Consider the following 20,850-nt stretch of genomic DNA (forward strand, 5'->3'; position numbering starts at 1 on the left):
AGTAGGACGTTGCCAGGCAATGTATTATTATTCCACAGTAGCTCAGTGGTAGAGCTATCGGCTGTTAACCGATCGGTCGTAGGTTCGAGTCCTACCTGTGGAGCCATATGGCCCCGTGGTCAAGCGGTTAAGACACCGCCCTTTCACGGCGGTAACACGGGTTCGAGTCCCGTCGGGGTCATTGATACATATTGGAGGATTAGCTCAGCTGGGAGAGCATCTGCCTTACAAGCAGGGGGTCGGCGGTTCGAACCCGTCATCCTCCACCATTGCTAATTTAATAATACGGAGGGGTAGCGAAGTGGCTAAACGCGGCGGACTGTAAATCCGCTCCTTCGGGTTCGGCAGTTCGAATCTGCCCCCCTCCACCATTAATGGGCTATAGCCAAGCGGTAAGGCAACGGACTTTGACTCCGTCACGCGCTGGTTCGAATCCAGCTAGCCCAGCCATTAGAGCCATTAGCTCAGTTGGTAGAGCATCTGACTTTTAATCAGAGGGTCAGAGGTTCGAATCCTCTATGGCTCACTTTTAAGCATTCCTTCGGGAATGCTTTTTTTGTTTTTAATAGAAGTTTTTTGATATTTATTATATACATTTTTTTGTTTAAAATAATGAAATTATGTTGCTATACCTAGTTATTTTGAATTAAAAATCGTTATTTTGTTTCTTTATGTAATTTGCTTAAATTTACATAATTGGGGGCTTTTGTATTAGCTTGAAAGTCATATCACTTTAGATTATCCTAGTATCAAACGAAAACAAAGGGGTTTTTTAAATGGATAAATTAGTAGAGATTATTGGTGCACCTTCGACTTATGGCCAAAAAAAATTGGGGGTAGATTTTGGACCGGACGCAATCCGTTATGCAGGTATTGTAGAACGAATACAAAATATTGGAATTAATGTTAAAGATTCAGGTAATATTAGTGTTCCTGCAATACATTTAGAGAAGTTCAACTCAGCTCAAAAAGGATTACGCAATTTAGATGAAATAGTTGAAGTATCTAACCAACTTAGTGAAACAGTATCACAAAGTGTTGATAATGGTAATTTTCCACTTATATTAGGTGGTGACCATTCCATAGCAATAGGCTCAATTTCTGGTATTAGTAAACACTATGAAAATTTAGGAGTGATTTGGTATGATGCACATGGTGATTTAAATGTACCTGAAGAATCACCTTCAGGTAATATACATGGGATGCCACTGCGAGTGTTGGCAGGCGAAGGGGACTCACGATTAGTGAATATCTCTAATTATGCGCCAAAAGTTAGACCAGAGAACATTGTACTGATAGGTATGAGAGATTTAGATAAGGGAGAACGTCAATATATTAAAGAAAATAATATAAAAACATATACAATGGCCGATATTGATAAACTTGGGATTAAGCACGTGATGGAGACAACTTTAGATTACTTGAAATCTAAAACAGATGGCATTCATTTGTCATTAGATGTAGATGCCTTAGATCCTGCTGAAACACCAGGAACTGGTACAAGAGTACTAGGAGGCTTAACATATAGAGAAAGTCATTTTGCGCTAGAATTATTACATAATTCAAATTTAATCACTTCCATGGATTTAGTTGAAGTAAATCCATTGATAGATATGAATAATCACACGGCAGAACAGGCAGTTTCATTAGTAGGTAGTTTCTTTGGTGAAACATTATTGTAAAACAATAAAAGGAATAATATGGGGGGTAATTCCATATTATTCCTTTTAATTTTATGATAAAAAATTAATACTTAATATGACAGTTAATGTTATGATTGGTATAATATATAACATGGGAACAGATAACCGGAGGAGATGTTATGGATTTATCCAACTTTTTTGATGATTGGAGTACAGTCAAAATAATTGCTAGTGTACTCGATTTGCTCATTGTATGGTATGTACTTTATCTTCTCATTACAGTATTTAAAGGTACAAAAGCGATTCAATTACTGAAAGGTATTGTAGTAATTGTGATCGGCCAACAAGTGAGTAAAATGTTAAACTTAACAGCGACATCTCGTTTGTTTGATTTAGTAATACAATGGGGTGTTTTAGCTTTAATCGTTATATTTCAGCCGGAAATTAGACGTGCTTTAGAACAACTGGGTAGAGGAAGTCTATTTAAACGCTATTCTACAAGTTTGAATAGTGATGAAGACAAGCTTATTTCATCTGTTTCTAAGGCTGTTCAGTATATGGCTAAACGCCGGATTGGCGCATTAATCGTATTTGAAAAAGAAACAGGATTACAAGATTATATTGAAACAGGTATAGCAATGAATTCCGAAATTTCTCAAGAATTACTGACTAATGTGTTTATACCAAATACACCTTTACATGATGGTGCTATGATCATTCAAGCGAACAAAATTGCAAGTGCTGCCAGTTATTTGCCACTGTCAGACAGTGCTAAAATAGCTAAAAGTCTGGGAACAAGACATAGGGCAGCTGTGGGCATTTCAGAAGTTTCAGATGCATTTACAGTAGTAGTATCTGAAGAAACAGGATCTATTTCAGTCACGTTTGATGGTAAATTAAGAAAAGATATCTCTAATGAAGCATTTGAAGAATTATTGGCTGAACATTGGTTTGGCACACACTTTCAAGAGAAAGGTGTGAATTAATATGTTAGAAAGTAAATGGGGATTAAGATTAATCGCATTAGTTTTAGCATTAGTATTCTTCTTATCTGTCAATAACATGTTTGGTAATATCTTTAATGCTGACCAACTGGGACAAAAATCTACTGAAACACTTCAGGATGTACCAGTACAAGTTAATTATGATAGTAAATCGTTATATGCTAGCGATGTACCGAATAAAGTGGATATTGAAATATCTGGTCCACAATCTCAAGTGTTGAAAGCTGAAAACGGCGAAAATATTAAAGCTGTACTTGATTTGAGTGGTGAGAAGGCTGGAAAACATACCACACAATTCAAGGTCAATGGTTTAAATAAAGACGTTGATTATACAGTTAAGCCAAAAGAAACAACAGTTAATCTTGAAGAAAAAGTTACTAAGAAACTTAAAGTAGAACCTGATGTGAGTGATAATGACTTAGATGCCAATTATAAAGTGAGTGACCAAAGCGTATCGCCTGAAACAGTTAAAGTTACTGGTGGTAACAAGCAAATTGATAAAATTGCATACTTAAAAGCTACGTTTAAAGATAAAGATAAAATTAGTAAAGATACTACGGATATTGCACGTATCACTGCTTTTGATAGAAAACTCAATAAAATCAAAGTATTAATACAACCAAATGAAGTTAATTTGAGCGTCAAATTGGAAGATTATAGCAAGAAAGTAAAAGTGAAAACTAAAGCAATAGGCGCCTTACCTAAAGGTAAAGAGATAGATGATATAAAATTAGATAAAGAAGAAGTAGAAATTTTCGGTAATAGAAACGACATTCAAGATATTGACGAAATTACTGCAGAAATCGATTTAGATGGAGTTACAGAATCAACTGAAAAAAATGTAGAATTTAAATTACCAGATGACGTTTCAAAAATTGAACCAAATGAAACAACAGCAAAAATTAATATTAAATAGATTTTTATAAAGGAGATATAAATCATGGCAAAATATTTTGGTACAGACGGCGTAAGGGGCGTTGCAAACAAAGAATTAACGCCAGAACTTGCGTTTAAATTAGGGCGTTTTGGAGGTTACGTGTTAGCCCATAATGAAGGTGAAAAGCACCCTAAAGTACTAGTAGGTAGAGATACTCGTGTTTCTGGTGAAATGCTTGAATCTGCGTTGATCGCTGGATTGATTTCAATCGGTGCAGAAGTCATGCGTTTAGGCGTTATATCAACACCTGGCGTAGCATATTTAACTAAAGAGATGGAAGCTGAATTAGGTGTTATGATTTCTGCTTCTCATAATCCTGTCCCAGATAACGGTATTAAATTTTTCGGTTCAGATGGTTTCAAACTATCTGATGATCAAGAAAGAGAAATTGAGCAATTATTAGACCAAGAAAATCCAGAATTACCACGTCCTGTCGGTGAAGACATTGTGCATTATTCTGATTATTTTGAAGGTGCGCAGAAGTATTTAAGTTATTTAAAATCAACGATTGATGTTAACTTAGATGGTATGAAAATCGCCTTAGATGGTGCCCATGGTTCTACTTCATCTCTAGCACCGTTTTTATTTGGAGATTTAGAGGCTGATACAGTTACGGTTGGTTGTAATCCTAATGGTTATAATATTAATGATCATGTAGGATCAACACATCCAGAAACATTGTCTGAAAAAGTTGTTGAAGCTGAATGTGACTTTGGATTAGCGTTTGATGGTGATGGCGATAGAATAATCGCTATTGATGAAAATGGAGATATCGTTGACGGAGATCAAATTATGTTCATCATTGGTCAAGCAATGAGCAAGAACCAAGAATTAAATAATAATATGATCGTCTCAACCGTCATGAGTAATTTAGGATTCTACAAAGCTTTAGAAGATGAAGGTATTCAATCTAATAAAACAAAAGTAGGAGATCGTTACGTAGTTGAAGAAATGCGTAGAGGTAATTATAATTTAGGTGGAGAACAATCTGGCCATATCGTGTTAATGGATTATAACACTACTGGTGATGGTTTATTAACAGGCGTGCAGTTAGCAAGCATTATTAAAATGACTGGTAAAAGCTTGAGTCAACTTGCAAGACAAATGAAAAAATATCCTCAATCTTTAGTTAATGTGCGTGTGACTGATAAATATCGCGTAGAAGAAAATGTAGATGTTCAGGAAGTTATGACTAGAGTAGAGGTTGAAATGAACGGAGAAGGGCGTATTTTAGTTAGACCATCAGGCACGGAACCATTAGTAAGAGTTATGGTTGAAGCAGCAACTGATGAAGCAGCACAACATTATGCCCAAACAATTGCAGATGTAGTTAAAGAGAAAATGGGGTTAAATGAATAAGTTCTATGTCTTATTTGAAACTGTTAATACAGATACTAATGATAGTGTTAGTACATGTATTGACAGTTTTTTTATTAGCTATAAACCAAACGAAGTGTGTAATTCATAATATTATATTTTAAATTCATTTTGTAAATTAAGTTAGGTAGATATCTAGTAGAATCAGAAGCATAAGAAAAGTACAGAATTGAGCTATAAAGTCACTTATTTCTTGCAAATACAACTAATGTTATAAAAATTAACTAAAAAGACTAATCCATATAAATGAGGATTAGTCTATAATTTTGGATATTTAATAATACATTATCTTTTATAAAACGTTGTATTCTTTGTTAATTTCAGAAGCCAAGTGATCATCAATTTTAGCATAATCTTTTAAGAAGGCTTCAACACCATAATCTTTAATATAATTATTTTTTTCAACTGTTTCTTGATCATTCGTATCATCGTATTTTAATAGTAATGCAGCTGCTTTAATTAAGGCATGATGTTTTAGATTATTTTGATAGAGATAATTTAATGGTTTAATTATTCTATCTTGAGGTCCAATTTTACGGATTGTGCCTCGACCAACACGAGTTACTTCATCTGAAAGATGAGGGTTTTTAAAGCGCTCAATAATTTTATCAACGTATTTTGCTTGTTCTGATGTTGAAAAATCAAATTGGTTCGTAATGTATTGACTGGTTTCTTTTAAAACTTCTTCCAGGTCATGTTTGATTATTTTATCATTCATTGCATCTAAAATCGTAGGTTGATTATTATATCTACCAGCGTAGGCTAAGAATGCATGACCAGTGTTTACCGTCAATAATTTTCGTTCAATATAAGGCGTTAAATTAGACACGTATTTGATATGATCTAATTCTGGACCATACCATGCATCTTTTTCTACAACCCATTCATAGAAAGGTTCCACGATGACATCTAAAATATTCTCATTGGACTGCAGAGGAACAATTCGATCAACTGCAGAATTGACAAAATGAATATGGTCATCTAATGGACCAGTGATATCTAAGATTGCCTCTTTCAATGTGTTCGTAGCCATAATGGCATTTTCACATGCTACAATATTTACCGGTGTTTCTTTTTCTTTTAAATAAGGCGCAAACGTTTTAGCTATAATTGGTAAAATATTTACACCGACTGCAGTAGTAATTAAATCAGCTTCTAATACAGCTTGTTTTAATTTAGCAGAAGGTTGTCCTGAATTGATTGCGTCAACATTGTGCACACGAGTTGTTGTTTGCGCATCGTCAGCTAGTATCACATCATATTCATGTTTTGAATCTAAAGCATCAATAATTTCAGCATTGACATCTGCAAATGTAACTTTAATATCATTATCAGCTAAAATATAACCAATAAAACCACGACCAATGTTACCCGCACCAAAATGTAATGCTTTCATTATGCGTCAGCCTCCTCAAATACTTGTTTAATTTCTTCAGCTGATGAAGCATTGATAATGCGTTCAACATTTTCTTCTTCACTAAATGTAATAGCAATTTTTGATAGTAAATCTAAATGCTCACCATCTTTACCTGCGATACCTACAACCACTTTAACTTCTTCTCCATCCCAATCAACACCATCAGGAATTTGAATTAAAGTTAACCCTGATTTTAATACACTAGTTTTCGCTTCATCAGTACCGTGGGGAATGGCCAATCCATTACCCATAAATGTTGTTACAACTTGCTCACGATCTTTCATAGCTTGAATGTAGTCTTCTGTAACTGCACCACTGGATACAAGTGCTTGTCCTGCTTTTTCAATTGCTTCGTTTTGATCTTTCACTGTTTGATTAATAAAAATATTGTCATTGCTAAATAATTCGCTCATATTATTCACTCCATGTTTAATTGATTTTGTAATGCTTTCAGATAACTTTGTTTTAGTAAATCTGATAATTGTTCTGGTTGTTGCATAAATTGATCGATATTATCGAGATGCTCACCAATTTTTCCAGATAATTCACTAATAAGTTGTGCCATGATATCATCCGGAGGTATGAACATATTTAATAAATATGTTACAGAAACTTTGTCATTTTGATTACTTTTAAGCAAAAGTGGGTTTTCTAATATAGTGACTAGGATAAATGGTTTTTTAATTAAATCACTTTTTAAGTGTGGCATAGCAATAGGATAAGGATCTAAAACAAAGCCTTGTTCATCCATGCGTTGCTTAATAAGTTCAGCGAATGACTGTTTATCTTCAATAATTTGATGTTTAAATAATTGTCTTGTTAAATAAATAATCCAATCTTGAATATGTGTATAATCAATATATATCGAATCAATGACTTCAAGTCCTTTACGGATATAATCTAATTGATATTCAGGATTTGAAAAGGTTATATCAGCATCATCAAATATTTGCGTTTGTGGCTTGTCTTGTTGCATGTTTAGAAAAGCAGCTACGTGATTAATGTCTGCATCTGGTAACAATGGATTAACAGTGAGATATGGTAAGCTGATATCTAGATTAACTGTTGAAATAATAGCATCATATTGTTGAATATCAATGGAATTAAGATCACCCACAGAGGCTTGCGTTGTTTGTTGAATTTCACTAAATGTTTGTTGTAATCGTGTAGCAAGTAGACGGCTTGTACCAATCCCACTACTGCAAACGACGAGCACCTTATAAAAAGATGTGGCTTGTTTTTGAATTGCACCACCGAAATGTAATACGATAAATGCAATTTCACTTTCTGGAAATTGAAAATTTGGCCATGTTTTTATTAAACCTTGATGTACACTTTCAAATAATCTTGGATATTTATGCTTAATCATTTCAGTTAAAGGATTATGCGTTTCAATATTAGCATTTAATCGATTGATTGCAGGTATTATATGCAATTTTAACCCTTCGCTTAATGTTCGCCAATCTTTAAATGTTTGTTGAGAAATCTCTGATACCATTTGAATAAGATTTTTGATGCGTTGATCATCTTTATTATTTTTAAACACTTCAGTAGTTTCTTTGCGTTTGGCCCCGCGTAAATGAATCGTGATAAAGGTTATTTCGGCTTGGTTGAACTGAACGCCGTAGATGTGCTCTAAATGTAATGCTAAAGCTGAGGCGACTTGATGTTCAAAGGTATCTTTGACATGATTATAAATATCATCATTTAAAGCTACATATTCATCTTTAAGCATTCGATCAATGCTGAGCACAATGTGTACTGTTAAAGTTAAATAGCTTGATTCTGTCAGTGAATAAGGTAGTTGTCCTAAATGATCCATAAGAATTCTCTCAACTTGGAAGATTTTATCTAAATCTACCATTGGTAACTGAGTTTGATTAATGGATTGATACACAAAGTGGTTTTCTATTACAGAATAAACACTCGTACTGTTTAAATTATTAACCATCAATTGACTTAATAACTCTCTTTTTTTTGATTCAGCACCATAAAGGTGAATACCTTCACCACGCTTTTTTTGAAGCGTTAATTGATATTGTACGAGTTCACCATCTAACTCATCTAGTAATTTAGCTAGGGTTTGCGTAGAAACACCAATTTCGTGTGCTAAACTGTATTGCTTGATTGGATCTTTAGCTTGAATAAGTGCATATAATATAATTACTTTTTGTTCTTCTTGAGACAAATCAATCGTAACTTGTTGAAGTAATTCATTTTTTAATGAATGTATCGCTGATGGACTACCAGATAACTGTAAACCTTTTTTCGTAACGCGTTCCAATTCAATATTAAAACTTTCTAAAAATGGCTCAATAGACTTTAATTCTCTATGAATAGTACGAGAGGATACAGCTAAATGTTGAGCAATGTCATAAATAGTGACATATTGACCGTGATACTTAATTAACATTTCGATAATTTCCTTTTCACGTGTACTCAAAAACATAGCCATACCCTCCAATTTATTTCTCTTTTAGTGAGTGATTAGTTTTCTTCTTTTTTAAGGTTTTCTAATAATTCATCATATCTAGGAGAATTTAAGAAATTCTCTACTGAAATATGAATTGCATTTGGAACTTGTTTGATTGCTCTATCTGTTAATTTTTTCTGAGTAATGACAAGTTGAGCGTCACTTGGCAATTGATTAATCGCTGTATTCGTTACTTCAACGTCTTGAATGCTAGCTTTTTTGAATTTGTTACGTAACATGCTTGCGCCCATAGCACTTGATCCCATACCTGCGTCACAAGCGAAGATAACATGATTTACTTTACTGTAGTCATGTGCATCTACATTCTCTGTATCATAGTTATCTAGTAAATCATCCTCTGATTGACTATCACTATTTTTGTCAGCTGTATCTTTTGTAGTTGTTGAAGTGTTATCATCACTATTCCCTGTTAACTTAGAAGATACACTCGATTTTTTACCTTTTGAGGCTTCCATTTTCTCTGTCGCTGCTTCTAAATCTTCTTCTGTTTCTTTTGTGAATTTTAAAATAATTGATGAAACAATAAATGAAACGATTGCTGCTAATAACACACCTGTAATCATGTGTAAGAATTCGCCTTTAGGGGCATTTAACATATATACGATAAATGAACCAGGTGAAGCTGGACTCTTGAACCCAAAGTCTAATAATGAATAAGTAGCAACACCAGTCATACCACCTAATATTACTGCGATGAACAATAAAGGTCTCATTAACACATAAGGGAAGTAAATTTCATGAATACCACCTAAGAAGTGGATAATCCCAGCCCCATATGAAGTAGCTTTAGCTGTCCCTTTACCAAAGATCATATAAGCAACTAAAACACCTAAACCTGGACCAGGGTTTGATTCGATTGTGTATAAAATAGATTGGCCTGCAGATGCAGCTTGATCTGCACCCAATGGTGTAAATACACCATGATTTATAGCGTTATTTAAAAATACGATCTTAGCAGGTTCAACAATAATACTTACCAATGGAAGTAAATGCGCATGTACCAATGCTTCAACAGCAACTGATAAAATATGCATGATAAATTCCATGATTGGTGCTAATATTTTAAAACCTATGATAGTCATAATAAAACCTAAAATACCAGCTGAGAAGTTATTGAATAACATTTCAAAACCTTGTGGTGTTCTTGGTTGAATGAATTCATCAGTTTTCTTCATTAACCAACCAACAAGTGGTCCCATAATCATTGCACCTAGTAACATAGGTGTTTCTGGTAATGCTACAATAACACCCATTGTTGCTACAGCTGCAATAATTCCGCCACGCATCTCGTGTATTAGGCGACCACCACTATAAGCAATTAATAATGGTATTAAATAAGTAATCATTGGTCCAGCTAATTCACCTAAATCTTTATTTGGCCACCAACCGCCATCTATAAATATTGCTGCTATAAAACCCCAAGCAATAAAAGCACCAATATTAGGCATAATCATACTACTTAAAAATGAACCAAAGGCTTGAACTTTACGACCAATTCCTTTATTTTCTTGAGCATCTGTTTGTGACATAATTTGCACCTCTTTTTCTCTGTATTTAAGTATCATTGTAGGTCTGTTTACATAAATAAACAACAAATAGTAATCTCAAATTTGTCACATATTTTTTGACAAGTTTATGACTATTAATATATGGAAGGTTTTGAATTTTTAATAATAAAAACATTTTGCAATTATTTTAAGGATGAAGTTAATAAAAAATTTGCATTTGGTCACAAATACATTGTACAATTAGTGGTATTGAAGGAAAGGAGGAAAGTTTGTCTTAAATATATCAATAAAAGCGCCTGTGCAAGTGAAGCGGTTAAATATTTAACATTTAAGATTTATAGCAGAAATCTTAATAGATATGAAATCGAAGCTTGTAGACGAGGAGGATAGTTATCGAACCATCGGCGGATGCTATCCCGGATGTGGCTCATTCGTAAACTTATTAAGGAAAACATTAGGGTGACCTAGTGCACAAAGTTAATAAGATAGCCAAATTAAATAAAAATTAAAAGTAAAGGTGAATGGGATTTCTGTGCCTATTTTTAAAATTTCTTACAAAAACGAATGTTAAGAAATTTATTTGAATTGGTCTTATATATTGAACAGGTTCCTATACGCCGAACGTTCAATACCCTTCACCATTAAATTGGAGGAGTATTTATATGTGTGGAATAGTTGGATATATCGGGCATGATAATGCCAAAGAATTGTTACTAAAAGGATTAGAAAAATTAGAATATAGAGGATATGACTCTGCTGGTGTTGCTGTTGTTAACGATGATGGCACAAATGTATTTAAATCAAAAGGACGTATTGCAGAGTTAAGAAAAGTTGCAGATAGTAAAGACGTTGATGGCAATGTAGGTATTGGTCACACACGTTGGGCAACACATGGTGTGCCAAATTATGAAAATTCACACCCACATCAATCTGCAACTAAACGTTTCACTTTAGTGCATAATGGTGTAATTGAAAACTATGAAGAGTTAAAAAATGAATATTTATCAGATGTAAAATTTCTATCTGAAACTGATACAGAAGTTATTGTTCAATTAGTTGAATACTTCTCAAATACTGGACTTTCTACAGAAGCAGCGTTTACGAAAGTTGTATCGTTATTAGAAGGTTCTTACGCATTAGGATTAATTGATAGTCATGACCGTGACACTATGTATGTTGCAAAAAATAAATCGCCGTTATTAATTGGTGTAGGCGATGATTTTAATGTTATTGCTTCAGATGCACTTGCAATGTTACAAGTAACAAACCAATACAAAGAAATTCATGATCATGAAATTGTTATTGTTAAACGTGATGATGTAGTTATTAAAGACCAAGAAGGTACGGTACAAGACAGAGAAGCATATACTGCACAAATTGATGCTGCTGATGCAGAAAAAGGTGTTTATGATCATTACATGTTGAAAGAAATCCATGAACAACCTGCAGTAATGCGTCGTATTATCCAGGAATATCAAGATGCTGAAGGTAATTTGAAAATGGATGCGGATATTATAAAAGATGTAGCAGATGCAGACAGAATTTACATCATCGCAGCAGGTACAAGTTATCATGCAGGATTAGTTGGTAAAGAATACTTAGAAAAATGGGCAGGCGTGCCTACAGAAGTACATGTTGCTTCAGAATTTGTATATAATATGCCATTACTTTCTGAAAAACCATTATTTATTTACATTTCACAATCAGGTGAAACAGCGGATAGTCGTGCTGTATTAGTAGAAACTAAGAAACTAGGGCACAAATCATTAACAATTACAAACGTTCCTGGTTCAACATTATCTCGTGAAGCAGATCATACTTTATTATTACATGCCGGTCCTGAAATAGCCGTTGCATCTACAAAAGCCTACACTGCACAAATTGCAGTACTTTCAATTTTGTCACAAATTGTAGCGAAAGAACACGGTAAAGAAGCCGACGTTGAGTTATTACGAGAACTCGCGAAAGTGACTACTGCTATTGAAACAATTGTGGATGATGCAGATGTAATGAAACAAATTGCTACAGATTTCTTAGAAACAACTAGAAATGCATTCTTTATTGGTCGTACAATCGACTATAATGTTAGTTTAGAAGGCGCATTGAAGCTTAAAGAAATTTCTTATATTCAAGCAGAAGGTTTTGCAGGTGGTGAACTTAAACACGGTACGATTGCTCTTATTGAAGAGGGTACTCCAGTGATTGCTTTAGCTACACAAGAAAATGTAAACCTTTCTATTCGCGGCAATGTGAAAGAAGTTGCTGCACGTGGCGCAAACCCTTGTATAATTTCTATGGATGGATTAAATAAAGAGGGCGACACATACGTTATTCCTCATGTCCATGAGTTGTTAACACCATTAGTTGCTGTTGTTGCAATGCAGTTAATTTCATATTATGCTGCACTGCACAGAGATTTAGATGTGGATAAACCACGTAACTTAGCTAAGTCTGTAACAGTTGAATAAATTTATAAATAAGTTTGAGCTGGGACATTAAATTGTCTCAGCTTTTATTTTTAACTTATTGAAAGTGAAATGTTTTCAAAAGTTTAGAAAATTTAATATGCTAAGAAGAACGATTACATATAGAAATTAAAGAAAGGTAGTGTAAAATAATGACAAAACCTAAAATTTATACTATGGCTTTTGGAAATGTTTATCCTCATTTAGTGAAAAAGGCCGAAAAAAAAGGTAGAACGAAAAATGAAGTGGACACGATCATTAAGTGGATGACCGACTATAGTCAACCTCAGTTGGATGAAATGGTAGAAGATGGCACTGATTATGAAACATTTATTCAACAAGCACCACAATTAAATCCACATAGAACTAAAGTGACAGGTGTTATTTGTGGGATTCGTGTTGAAAATATGGAAGAATCAGTAATGAAAGAGATTAGGTATTTAGACAAGATGGTTGATGAATTAGCTAAAGGTAAGACATTGGAAAATATATTTAGACAGAATCAAAAATAAATGGCAATTTAACAAAGGGGGATATATATGCTAGTTGATTTGAACAATATAGCAAGAAGAAAAGATGGAAAAGAAATTGTTCAAGGTGTGAGTTGGCAGATTAAAGAGGGAGAAAAATGGATGTTATATGGTTTGAATGGGGCAGGTAAGACGACACTATTGAATATTTTAAATGCCTATGAGCCAAATACGTCAGGTGAAATGACTTTATTTGGTATGAAGCCTGGAAACAAAGGATATTCTGCTGAAAATGTACGCCAGCAAATTGGATTTGTATCTAGTAGTTTAATGGATCGTTTTCAAGATGGTGAAATTGTTTTAGATGTAGTAATGAGTGGGATATTTAAATCAATCGGTGTGTTTCAGGATGTACAACAACAACACATAGATTTGGCAAAACAATATTTAAAGCAAATGGGAATGACTCAATTTGAAAATCAATATTATGGTTATCTTTCTACTGGAGAGCGTCAAAAAGTGTTGATAGCAAGAGCTTTGATGGGGAGCCCTAAACTTTTAATTTTGGATGAACCAGCTTCAGGACTAGATTTTATTGCAAGAGAAGATTTATTAAGTGCATTGACACAATTGTATAAGCAAAATCCTCAATTAGCAGTAATTTATGTCACGCATTTTGTAGAAGAAATCACCCAGGACATTGATTATGGTTTTTTATTGAAAAATGGACAATCTTTCAAACAAGGTCAATTATCCGAAATTCTAAATAATACAACATTAAGTCACTTCTTTAAGCGGAATGTCAGCATAACATATAACCATGGGCGCTATACATTGTTTTTAGAAGATGAAGACATTGCAGAAACATAGACAAAGTGCCATAATTTAAGACGATAACATATGATGGAGGATTTATATTAAATGGAAAATGTTAAAGCAATATTTTTGGATATGGATGGTTCAATTTTACATAAAAACAATCGTGTAGATAACGAAACGACAGAAATAATACAGACTTTAAGAAATCATGGTTATAAAGTGTTTTTAGCTACTGGAAGAGCACATGATGAGATTCATTACCTTGTACCTAAAGACTTTAAAGTGGATGGTATTATTAGTTCTAATGGTACGAACGGTGTCGTTCACAATGAAACTATTTTTAAACATAGTTTAACATTTGATACGGTAAATGAAATTGTGAAAAGAGCAAAAGCACAAGCAATTTATTATGAAGTGTTTCCTTTCGACGGCAATCGTATCATTCTTAATGAAGATCAAACGTGGGCAGAAGCTATGTTTAAACAATCAACACCACCTGAAAACGTAGGCTATAGTGAGTGGACATCCCGTAGAGAATCTATTGTTGAAAAAGTAAGTTGGGAACCAATTATCCCTGACACATCATTTTCAAAAATTTATTTATTCTCACCAGATTATGATAAGATTACTCAATTTCGAAATCAGTTAATCGATGACCAAACAGCACTTCAAATCAGTGTATCAAATTCATCGCGCTTTAACGCGGAAACAATGGCTTTTGGTATTGACAAAGGCACTGGAATTAAAGAAATGATAGACTACTTTGGCATTAAACAAGAAGAAACATTAGTCATTGGTGATAGTGATAACGACAGAGCGATGTTTGCGTTTGGTAATTATACTGTAGCGATGAAGAACGCTCGGCCAGAAATTCAAGCTTTAGCTGATGATGTCACTTCATTCACAAATGAAGAAAACGGTGCGGCATTATACTTGAAAAAACATTTATTATAAAATATACGTATAGATAAATTGATTAAAAAAGACACTTTTCTCGTTTAATAATGATTATTAAATGAGATAAAGTGTCTTTTTTTGATATGGATAATTGACTGTTCACATGCTTTAGCATAAGAATCAATTGAGAGTGTGCAAGTATAATATAAACAGTTAAGTAGTATCGTAAAAAAAGACAAGTATAAATTCAAAAGGACTAATCCTTTTGAACGTGGATTAGTCCTTTTTGAAGGTAGAACGATGGTCCTAACTGTTTCCTATTGATATTATTTTTCTTTGTTATCAATTTGATCTTTGATATCTGAAGCCTTTTCTTCAGCATTATCTTTAAACTGATCAGAAGTTTGATTAACTTTATCCGTAGCTTTCTCAGTTGTATGATTAACACTATTGCTTACTTTAGATGTTTGATTAGCTTGTGTAGAAGCTTTTGATTTTTTAACTTCTGATTTATCTATTTTCTCGCCATTTTTATTGTAGTATTGAATAATTGCTAATAAGTTTGTGTAATAAACGATTAATCTAATTATAATAACGATTACTGACACAATATAGATAATAGTCGTTGCTAATGTTTGTGAAATACTACCAGTACTAATAGAAACTAATTGACTTACTGGGTTTGCTAAGATGATAACAAGTAAATTTAGCAATAATATACCTATATAGAATTTAAACCAAGTTTTATTGCCGTTTTTAATAGCTTTAAAGCCACGTTTCACAGATGACCAAGCGCCTCTACTAGGTTCTTTAACAAAAGCTAATGTATAATTGATGATTAGGATTGTAAAGAACCAATAAACAAATGACAATATAAATACTTGTAAAGTAGCGGCAATGATTTGGAATGTTAATGACCATCCAAGTGCATGATCAGAACTGCTTAACGGTCCTTGTAATGCAGTGAATAATTGTACAATGCCTAATTGTAATAGCTTACTTATTAGAATATTAAGTAATAATATAATAATAATACTTAATAAAGTAATTAAAGATAATTTTAACGATTTAGCATATTTACCTTTTTTAAATATTGAAAATAAATCTTTGAATTTAACCTTGTCTTTATTAATTGCATTGTCTATAGTGTATATAGTTCCAGCAATAAGTTGATAGCCTACAAATATGAAAACCACTAATGGAATTAATATTGCTAGTATTAATGTAATTAAGGCACTACCAATAGGTTGTTGCATTGCCATTGACATTAAAAACTTATATATTGCTGGTTGAACTGGTATAAAAGTTAGAACAGTCAAAGCAAATAATATGATAAAACTTACAATTGTGAATAGTAAAATTTTAGCATTTTGCGGTTTAGCATTTTGTAATGCTAGTTTATGAAATTTAAACAAATTTTAAGCACTCCTTTTTAGTGATAAGCATATGCTATCAAAAAATTAGAGATTTTAAAATTAATAGGTAACAAAATGGCTATAAAATGTTAAAATGACCAAATGAGAAAATGTTGAAAGGAGATATCATCATGAAATTTGCAATTCTTACTGATGTACATGGCAATTTTGATGCGTTGGATACAGTATTGGATGATATTGATAGAAGAAAAGATATAAATAAAATATATAACCTAGGCGATAATATTGGTGTAGGCCATGAAACAAATAAAGTACTTGACGAAATATTTGAAAGAGATGATATGGAAATTATTGCAGGTAATCATGATGAAGCGGTGATGTCAATTGTTAACGATACGCCTTATCCTGAAGACTTAAAAGATAAATTTTATGAACACCACCAATGGATTGAAAGTCACTTAGACGAAGATTATTATGATAAATTAAATGCGTTACCTCGTGTTATTGAAAAAACTATAAATCATAAAAAAATCATGTTCATTCATTATGAAATCCCAAATGATAAATTGAACACGCCAATTGATGGGCAGCCGTTTAGTCCCATTGTGGAACCTACAGAAGAAAATATTAAATCACTATTCGAGGATAAAGAAGCAGATTTAATTGTTTTTGGTCATAATCATACGGTTCATTTGTTTGATGATAAATCTAAAGTTTATTTTAATCCTGGATCTGTTGGATTGAATAATGGCGCATATGCTGTATATGGTATTGTTACTATCGATGAAAATGAATTTTCATTTGAAAGGGTTAAAGTTCCTTATGATAATGAAGAATTTATAAGAGGTTTTAAAGAAAAACAAGTGCCAGCTAAAGAGCTGATATTTGATAAATTTTTATAGGCATAAAATGTTTTGGATTTGCTATATATTTTAAAAGAAATTTAAATAATAAAAGTGACTAGATTGATATTGCTTATTTTAAGCTTTAAAATCTAGTCACTTTTTATTTTTATTCATGTTATTTTTATTCATGTTATTTTTCTGTATAAATTGCTGAACATAAAGTATTGTTGTCATGATTATGATATTCTGTTTCAAACTGTATTGTCATATGTTGAATGTTTAAATGTGTTAGACGATGTTCGAGTAAGTTTAAAAGTTGTTCACCTTCTTCAATTGTCATGTCATTTGGTACAACTGCATGACAACTTAAAGCATTTATTTCGTTAGAAATAGTCCAAATATGACAATCATGTACATTTATTATTTGCGCTTCACTTGTAATAGCACTTATGATTTCACTCATATTGACATCGCTTGGCGTACCTTCCATCAATATATTGATGGATGATTTCGTTATCCCCCAACTACTTTTAATAATAAGTAGAGAAACGATAATACTCGCAATAGGATCTGCAAATGTCCAATTAAATGCCCAAATAAGAATAGCTGCTGTAATGGCTCCGACTGAACCTAATAAGTCACCAATAACATGGAGAAATGCACCACGCATGTTTATATTATGATCTGTATCTCCACCTTTAAACATAAAGGAAGCAACAACGATATTAACGATGAGTCCAATTACACTGATAATAAACATTTCTGTAGATTTTACAGCTACTGGATTAAAGAAACGGTCGATTGCTTCTATGATTATAAAAATACCGATAACAAATAGCGTTACGCCATTAAATAATGCAGCTAATATTTCGAAGCGTTTGTATCCAAAAGTCTTAGATTTAGTAGCGTGTTTTTCAGAATAAATAAAAGCTAATAAAGCCACACCTAATGAAATTGAATCACTGAACATGTGTAAACCATCAGATAATAGTGCTAAACTATGTGCTAAAAAACCTCCGATGATTTCAACAATCATAAATATACCAATAATTAAAAAGCTAATGAGCAAGATTTTTTTATTATTGGTATGTACATGTCCATGTGTATGATTGTGTGTGTGATTGTGTTCGTGTTGTTGAGTCATATAGGTCCACACCTTTCATTATAGTTTTATAGTTTGTGATTTGCGTGATGTATTGCTTGTTTTAGTAAATCAGTTACATGTGTATCGTCAATTGAATATATCATTGACTGGCCTTCTCGGGTAGATTTGACTAGGTGGGCTTGTTTGAGTATACGTAACTGATGTGACACATTAGATTGGCCCATATTTAAAGTGTGCGCAATATGTCCTACACTGCTAGAACTTTGAGATAATAAGTGCATGATGCGTATGCGATTTGTTTCGCTTAATGCTTTGAAAATATCGGTTACATGATTTAATGTTTCAGTGTTTATTGATGCATCCACAAAATTCACCTCTATATATGAATATATTAGTATATGTTCATATATTAATGGTTTCGTACTAATATGTCAACAAAAAGTGCATAATTGTTTTAAATTCTTATAAAAGTGGTAGACTTTTAGTATTAACTTAATTAAGGAGGTACCAATATGAGTATTTTAGTTATTGGCGCTAATGGTGGCGTTGGCCAACATTTAGTAGAACAATTGAAAGAAAAAGATATAGACTTTACCGCTGGAGTTAGAAAAGAATCCCAAGTTGAACAGTTAAAAGAAAAAAATATCAAAGCAACATTAATTGATGTAGAAACAGACGATATTCAAGCTTTAACTGAAAAATTCAAAGGTTTTGATCGTGTAGTATTTTCTGTTGGTTCAGGTGGTAGTACAGGCGCTGATAAAACAATTATTGTAGACTTAGATGGTGCTATTAAAGCTATTAAAGCAAGTGAGGCAAATCATGTTAAGCAATTTGTTATGGTGTCAACATATGATTCTAGAAGAGAGGCATTTGATGCTAGTGGAGACTTGAAGCCTTATACAATTGCTAAACATTATGCTGATGAATATTTAAAACAAGCATCAGTATCATATACGATTGTACATCCTGGTGTTTTATTAAATGATGATGGCACAAACAAGATTGAAGTAGGAGCCTTTTTTGAAGGTAGAGGCTCAATTCCAAGAGAAGATGTCGCTTCAGTTATCAATGAAGTTGTAACAACTGATGATTATTTAAATACTGAATTCCAAATTATTAGTGGAGATGTGGAGATACCACAAGCTTTAGATAATTTTAAAAATAAATAATTAATAGTTACAAAGATGGGCCAATTTACAACTTATAGTAATTTGGTCCATTTTTAACTGAAATATCTATTATTTTAATAAATTTTATGAAGAAAATTTGATACAATAATAGATATCGTTTGGAGGTAACTATGAAGATTTCAAACACTAAAATTTATGAACAAGTCGCAGATACTTTATTGGAAAGCATCAAATCTGGAAATTATCAAGTCGGAGATAAAATACCATCGATACAAAAGCTCAGTAAAGAATTTGGTGTGAGTGTGGCTTCGGTAAGAGAAGCTTTGAATGCATTAAGAACGATAGGCGTATTAGAAATAAAACAAGGATATGGGACATTTGTAAAACAAATTGAACCAACTTTTTTTGAATTAGGAGATAAATTTAATTCAGTAGTTCAGATAAAAGAATTGTTAGAGTTAAGAGAAATTGTTGAAAGCGCCACCGTTAAAATGGCTGCTTGTCATCGTACAGAAGCAAACTTAATTGATTTGAAAAATGCTTTGAATCGAATGGGGGAAGCGATAACAGATGGCACGTCAGGAGAAAGAGCTGATTTAGAATTCCATTTATTAATTGCTAAAGCTGGCAATAATTCTTTATTAGTTGAATTACTAAATAATATATCTGAACTCATGCAAGATTCTATGAAAGAAACAAGAAAGATATTTATTTATAGTAAACAAAAAACAATGAATAAATTGCTAGAGGAGCATGTAGTCATTTATAATGCGATTGCTAACAAAGATGATGTAGAAGCAGTTAAAGCAATGGAGTCACATTTATTAGAAGTCAAAGAAACAATATTAGCCAACTTCAAAGAAAAATAGATTTGAGAAAGCATCATGGCGGTAATCTTCAAATTTATTTTAATGCTTTCCAAATTCATAAAGTCTAAGGCGAGTATAATTAAATTTCAATGAATAAAAAGCCCAAACTATAGCAGTTTGGGCTTTTATTGCAAATTTTAAATTTTGAACAGTAATCATCTGATCAAAATCATCATAATTCATTACCTTATATGTAAAAGACTCTAGTATCATTATAATGTGAAAAATATTGACAAGGCAAGTCTTTATTTAAAAAATTTATGACAATTGAATGATTTTATTGTCAAATTCAACTGAATGTAATTGAATCACATTAATTTAACTATACGTCTATGAAACGTATTGATATAATAATTATTGATTTAAATATGAGTAAACGTTGAAGTGACAGTTTATAATGCGTTAAGATATGTGATACAATTTCAATAGTTCTGTCAAATTAATTTTAAAATGTAATATTAATAGTATAAATTTATATTTTTCTAAATTGG

18 protein-coding genes and 6 tRNA genes are annotated in these 20,850 nt (G+C 32.6%); 17 read left to right on the forward strand and 7 right to left on the reverse strand.

The window, feature by feature from the left end:
* Positions 1-31 precede the first annotated feature (31 nt).
* The 10 genes from KA814_RS08470 (at position 32) to glmM (ending at position 4,943) form a co-directional block, all read left to right on the forward strand.
* Positions 32-106 (forward strand) — tRNA-Asn (locus KA814_RS08470).
* Positions 107-109: 3 nt separating this feature from the next.
* A tRNA-Glu gene (locus KA814_RS08475) sits at positions 110-181 on the forward strand.
* Between the two features lie 12 nt (positions 182-193).
* Positions 194-269 (forward strand) — tRNA-Val (locus tag KA814_RS08480).
* A gap of 18 nt (positions 270-287) precedes the next feature.
* A tRNA-Tyr gene (locus KA814_RS08485) sits at positions 288-371 on the forward strand.
* A 4-nt stretch (positions 372-375) separates the two neighbouring features.
* A tRNA-Gln gene (locus KA814_RS08490) sits at positions 376-450 on the forward strand.
* Between the two features lie 3 nt (positions 451-453).
* Positions 454-526: transfer RNA gene (locus KA814_RS08495), tRNA-Lys, on the forward strand.
* A gap of 250 nt (positions 527-776) precedes the next feature.
* Complete coding sequence (gene rocF, locus KA814_RS08500) at positions 777-1,682, forward strand: arginase (protein ID WP_064209820.1); 906 nt, start codon at positions 777-779, stop codon at positions 1,680-1,682.
* A gap of 140 nt (positions 1,683-1,822) precedes the next feature.
* Positions 1,823-2,629, forward strand: coding sequence for a diadenylate cyclase CdaA (gene cdaA, locus KA814_RS08505; RefSeq protein WP_019467737.1), 807 nt, complete (start codon positions 1,823-1,825; stop codon positions 2,627-2,629).
* 1 nt (position 2,630) lies between these two features.
* Positions 2,631-3,563, forward strand: coding sequence for a CdaR family protein (locus tag KA814_RS08510; protein WP_064209821.1), 933 nt, complete (start codon positions 2,631-2,633; stop codon positions 3,561-3,563).
* Positions 3,564-3,587: 24 nt separating this feature from the next.
* Complete coding sequence (gene glmM / locus KA814_RS08515) at positions 3,588-4,943, forward strand: phosphoglucosamine mutase (protein WP_046207709.1); 1,356 nt, start codon at positions 3,588-3,590, stop codon at positions 4,941-4,943.
* A gap of 310 nt (positions 4,944-5,253) precedes the next feature.
* Here glmM and KA814_RS08520 read toward each other — a convergent pair whose 3' ends face one another.
* From KA814_RS08520 to KA814_RS08535, 4 genes are read right to left on the reverse strand one after another with little or no spacing between them, the layout of a single operon-like run.
* The gene (locus KA814_RS08520; RefSeq protein ID WP_064209822.1) at positions 5,254-6,357 is read right to left on the reverse strand and encodes a mannitol-1-phosphate 5-dehydrogenase; all 1,104 of its coding nucleotides are present in this window, start codon (positions 6,355-6,357) and stop codon (positions 5,254-5,256) included.
* The gene (locus tag KA814_RS08525) at positions 6,357-6,791 is read right to left on the reverse strand and encodes a PTS mannitol transporter subunit IIA (RefSeq protein ID WP_046207711.1); all 435 of its coding nucleotides are present in this window, start codon (positions 6,789-6,791) and stop codon (positions 6,357-6,359) included. Before KA814_RS08525 ends, KA814_RS08520 begins: the two co-directional genes overlap by 1 nt.
* Before the next feature lie 5 nt (positions 6,792-6,796).
* Complete coding sequence (locus KA814_RS08530) at positions 6,797-8,827, reverse strand: BglG family transcription antiterminator (RefSeq protein WP_064209823.1); 2,031 nt, start codon at positions 8,825-8,827, stop codon at positions 6,797-6,799.
* A gap of 38 nt (positions 8,828-8,865) precedes the next feature.
* Positions 8,866-10,401 carry a PTS mannitol transporter subunit IIBC gene (locus KA814_RS08535; protein WP_046207713.1) on the reverse strand — a complete coding sequence of 512 codons (1,536 nt, stop codon included), beginning with the start codon at positions 10,399-10,401 and terminating at the stop codon, positions 8,866-8,868.
* Between the two features lie 641 nt (positions 10,402-11,042).
* Here KA814_RS08535 and glmS point away from each other — a divergent pair.
* The 4 genes from glmS (at position 11,043) to KA814_RS08555 (ending at position 15,088) form a co-directional block, all read left to right on the forward strand.
* Complete coding sequence (glmS, locus tag KA814_RS08540) at positions 11,043-12,848, forward strand: glutamine--fructose-6-phosphate transaminase (isomerizing) (protein WP_046207715.1); 1,806 nt, start codon at positions 11,043-11,045, stop codon at positions 12,846-12,848.
* 149 nt (positions 12,849-12,997) lie between these two features.
* Positions 12,998-13,357: a DUF2200 domain-containing protein gene (locus KA814_RS08545; protein WP_046207716.1), complete on the forward strand. Its 360-nt coding sequence runs from the start codon at positions 12,998-13,000 to the stop codon at positions 13,355-13,357.
* A 27-nt stretch (positions 13,358-13,384) separates the two neighbouring features.
* The gene (locus tag KA814_RS08550; protein WP_064209824.1) at positions 13,385-14,185 is read left to right on the forward strand and encodes an ABC transporter ATP-binding protein; all 801 of its coding nucleotides are present in this window, start codon (positions 13,385-13,387) and stop codon (positions 14,183-14,185) included.
* Positions 14,186-14,236: 51 nt separating this feature from the next.
* Positions 14,237-15,088 (forward strand): HAD family hydrolase, encoded by an 852-nt coding sequence (locus KA814_RS08555; RefSeq protein ID WP_210122722.1) that lies wholly within the window; start codon positions 14,237-14,239, stop codon positions 15,086-15,088.
* A 269-nt stretch (positions 15,089-15,357) separates the two neighbouring features.
* Here the strand turns inward: KA814_RS08555 and KA814_RS08560 are convergent, their stop codons facing one another.
* The gene (locus tag KA814_RS08560) at positions 15,358-16,446 is read right to left on the reverse strand and encodes a hypothetical protein (protein ID WP_064209825.1); all 1,089 of its coding nucleotides are present in this window, start codon (positions 16,444-16,446) and stop codon (positions 15,358-15,360) included.
* Positions 16,447-16,577: 131 nt separating this feature from the next.
* Between KA814_RS08560 and KA814_RS08565 the strand changes: the two genes are divergently transcribed.
* Entirely contained in the window at positions 16,578-17,309 is a 732-nt protein-coding gene (locus KA814_RS08565; RefSeq protein ID WP_064209826.1) for a metallophosphoesterase family protein, read from the forward strand.
* 133 nt (positions 17,310-17,442) lie between these two features.
* On the opposite strand, the gene czrB is transcribed toward KA814_RS08565, so the two are convergent.
* On the reverse strand, positions 17,443-18,396 hold the full coding sequence (gene czrB, locus KA814_RS08570; protein ID WP_046207721.1) for a CDF family zinc efflux transporter CzrB: 954 nt from the start codon (positions 18,394-18,396) through the stop codon (positions 17,443-17,445).
* Positions 18,397-18,422: 26 nt separating this feature from the next.
* A complete protein-coding gene (locus KA814_RS08575) occupies positions 18,423-18,722 on the reverse strand; it encodes an ArsR/SmtB family transcription factor (protein ID WP_080937829.1) in 300 nt (99 codons plus the stop codon).
* Positions 18,723-18,869: 147 nt separating this feature from the next.
* Between KA814_RS08575 and KA814_RS08580 the strand changes: the two genes are divergently transcribed.
* Together KA814_RS08580 and KA814_RS08585 are read left to right on the forward strand one after the other, a co-directional pair.
* Positions 18,870-19,529, forward strand: coding sequence for an SDR family oxidoreductase (locus KA814_RS08580; RefSeq protein WP_064209828.1), 660 nt, complete (start codon positions 18,870-18,872; stop codon positions 19,527-19,529).
* A 131-nt stretch (positions 19,530-19,660) separates the two neighbouring features.
* Positions 19,661-20,359: a FadR/GntR family transcriptional regulator gene (locus KA814_RS08585; protein ID WP_046207724.1), complete on the forward strand. Its 699-nt coding sequence runs from the start codon at positions 19,661-19,663 to the stop codon at positions 20,357-20,359.
* The last annotated feature ends 491 nt before the right edge of the window (positions 20,360-20,850 follow it).

The sequence above is a fragment of the Staphylococcus sp. GDY8P196P genome, assembly GCF_017891705.1.
In the GTDB taxonomy this organism is placed as follows: domain Bacteria; phylum Bacillota; class Bacilli; order Staphylococcales; family Staphylococcaceae; genus Staphylococcus; species Staphylococcus ureilyticus.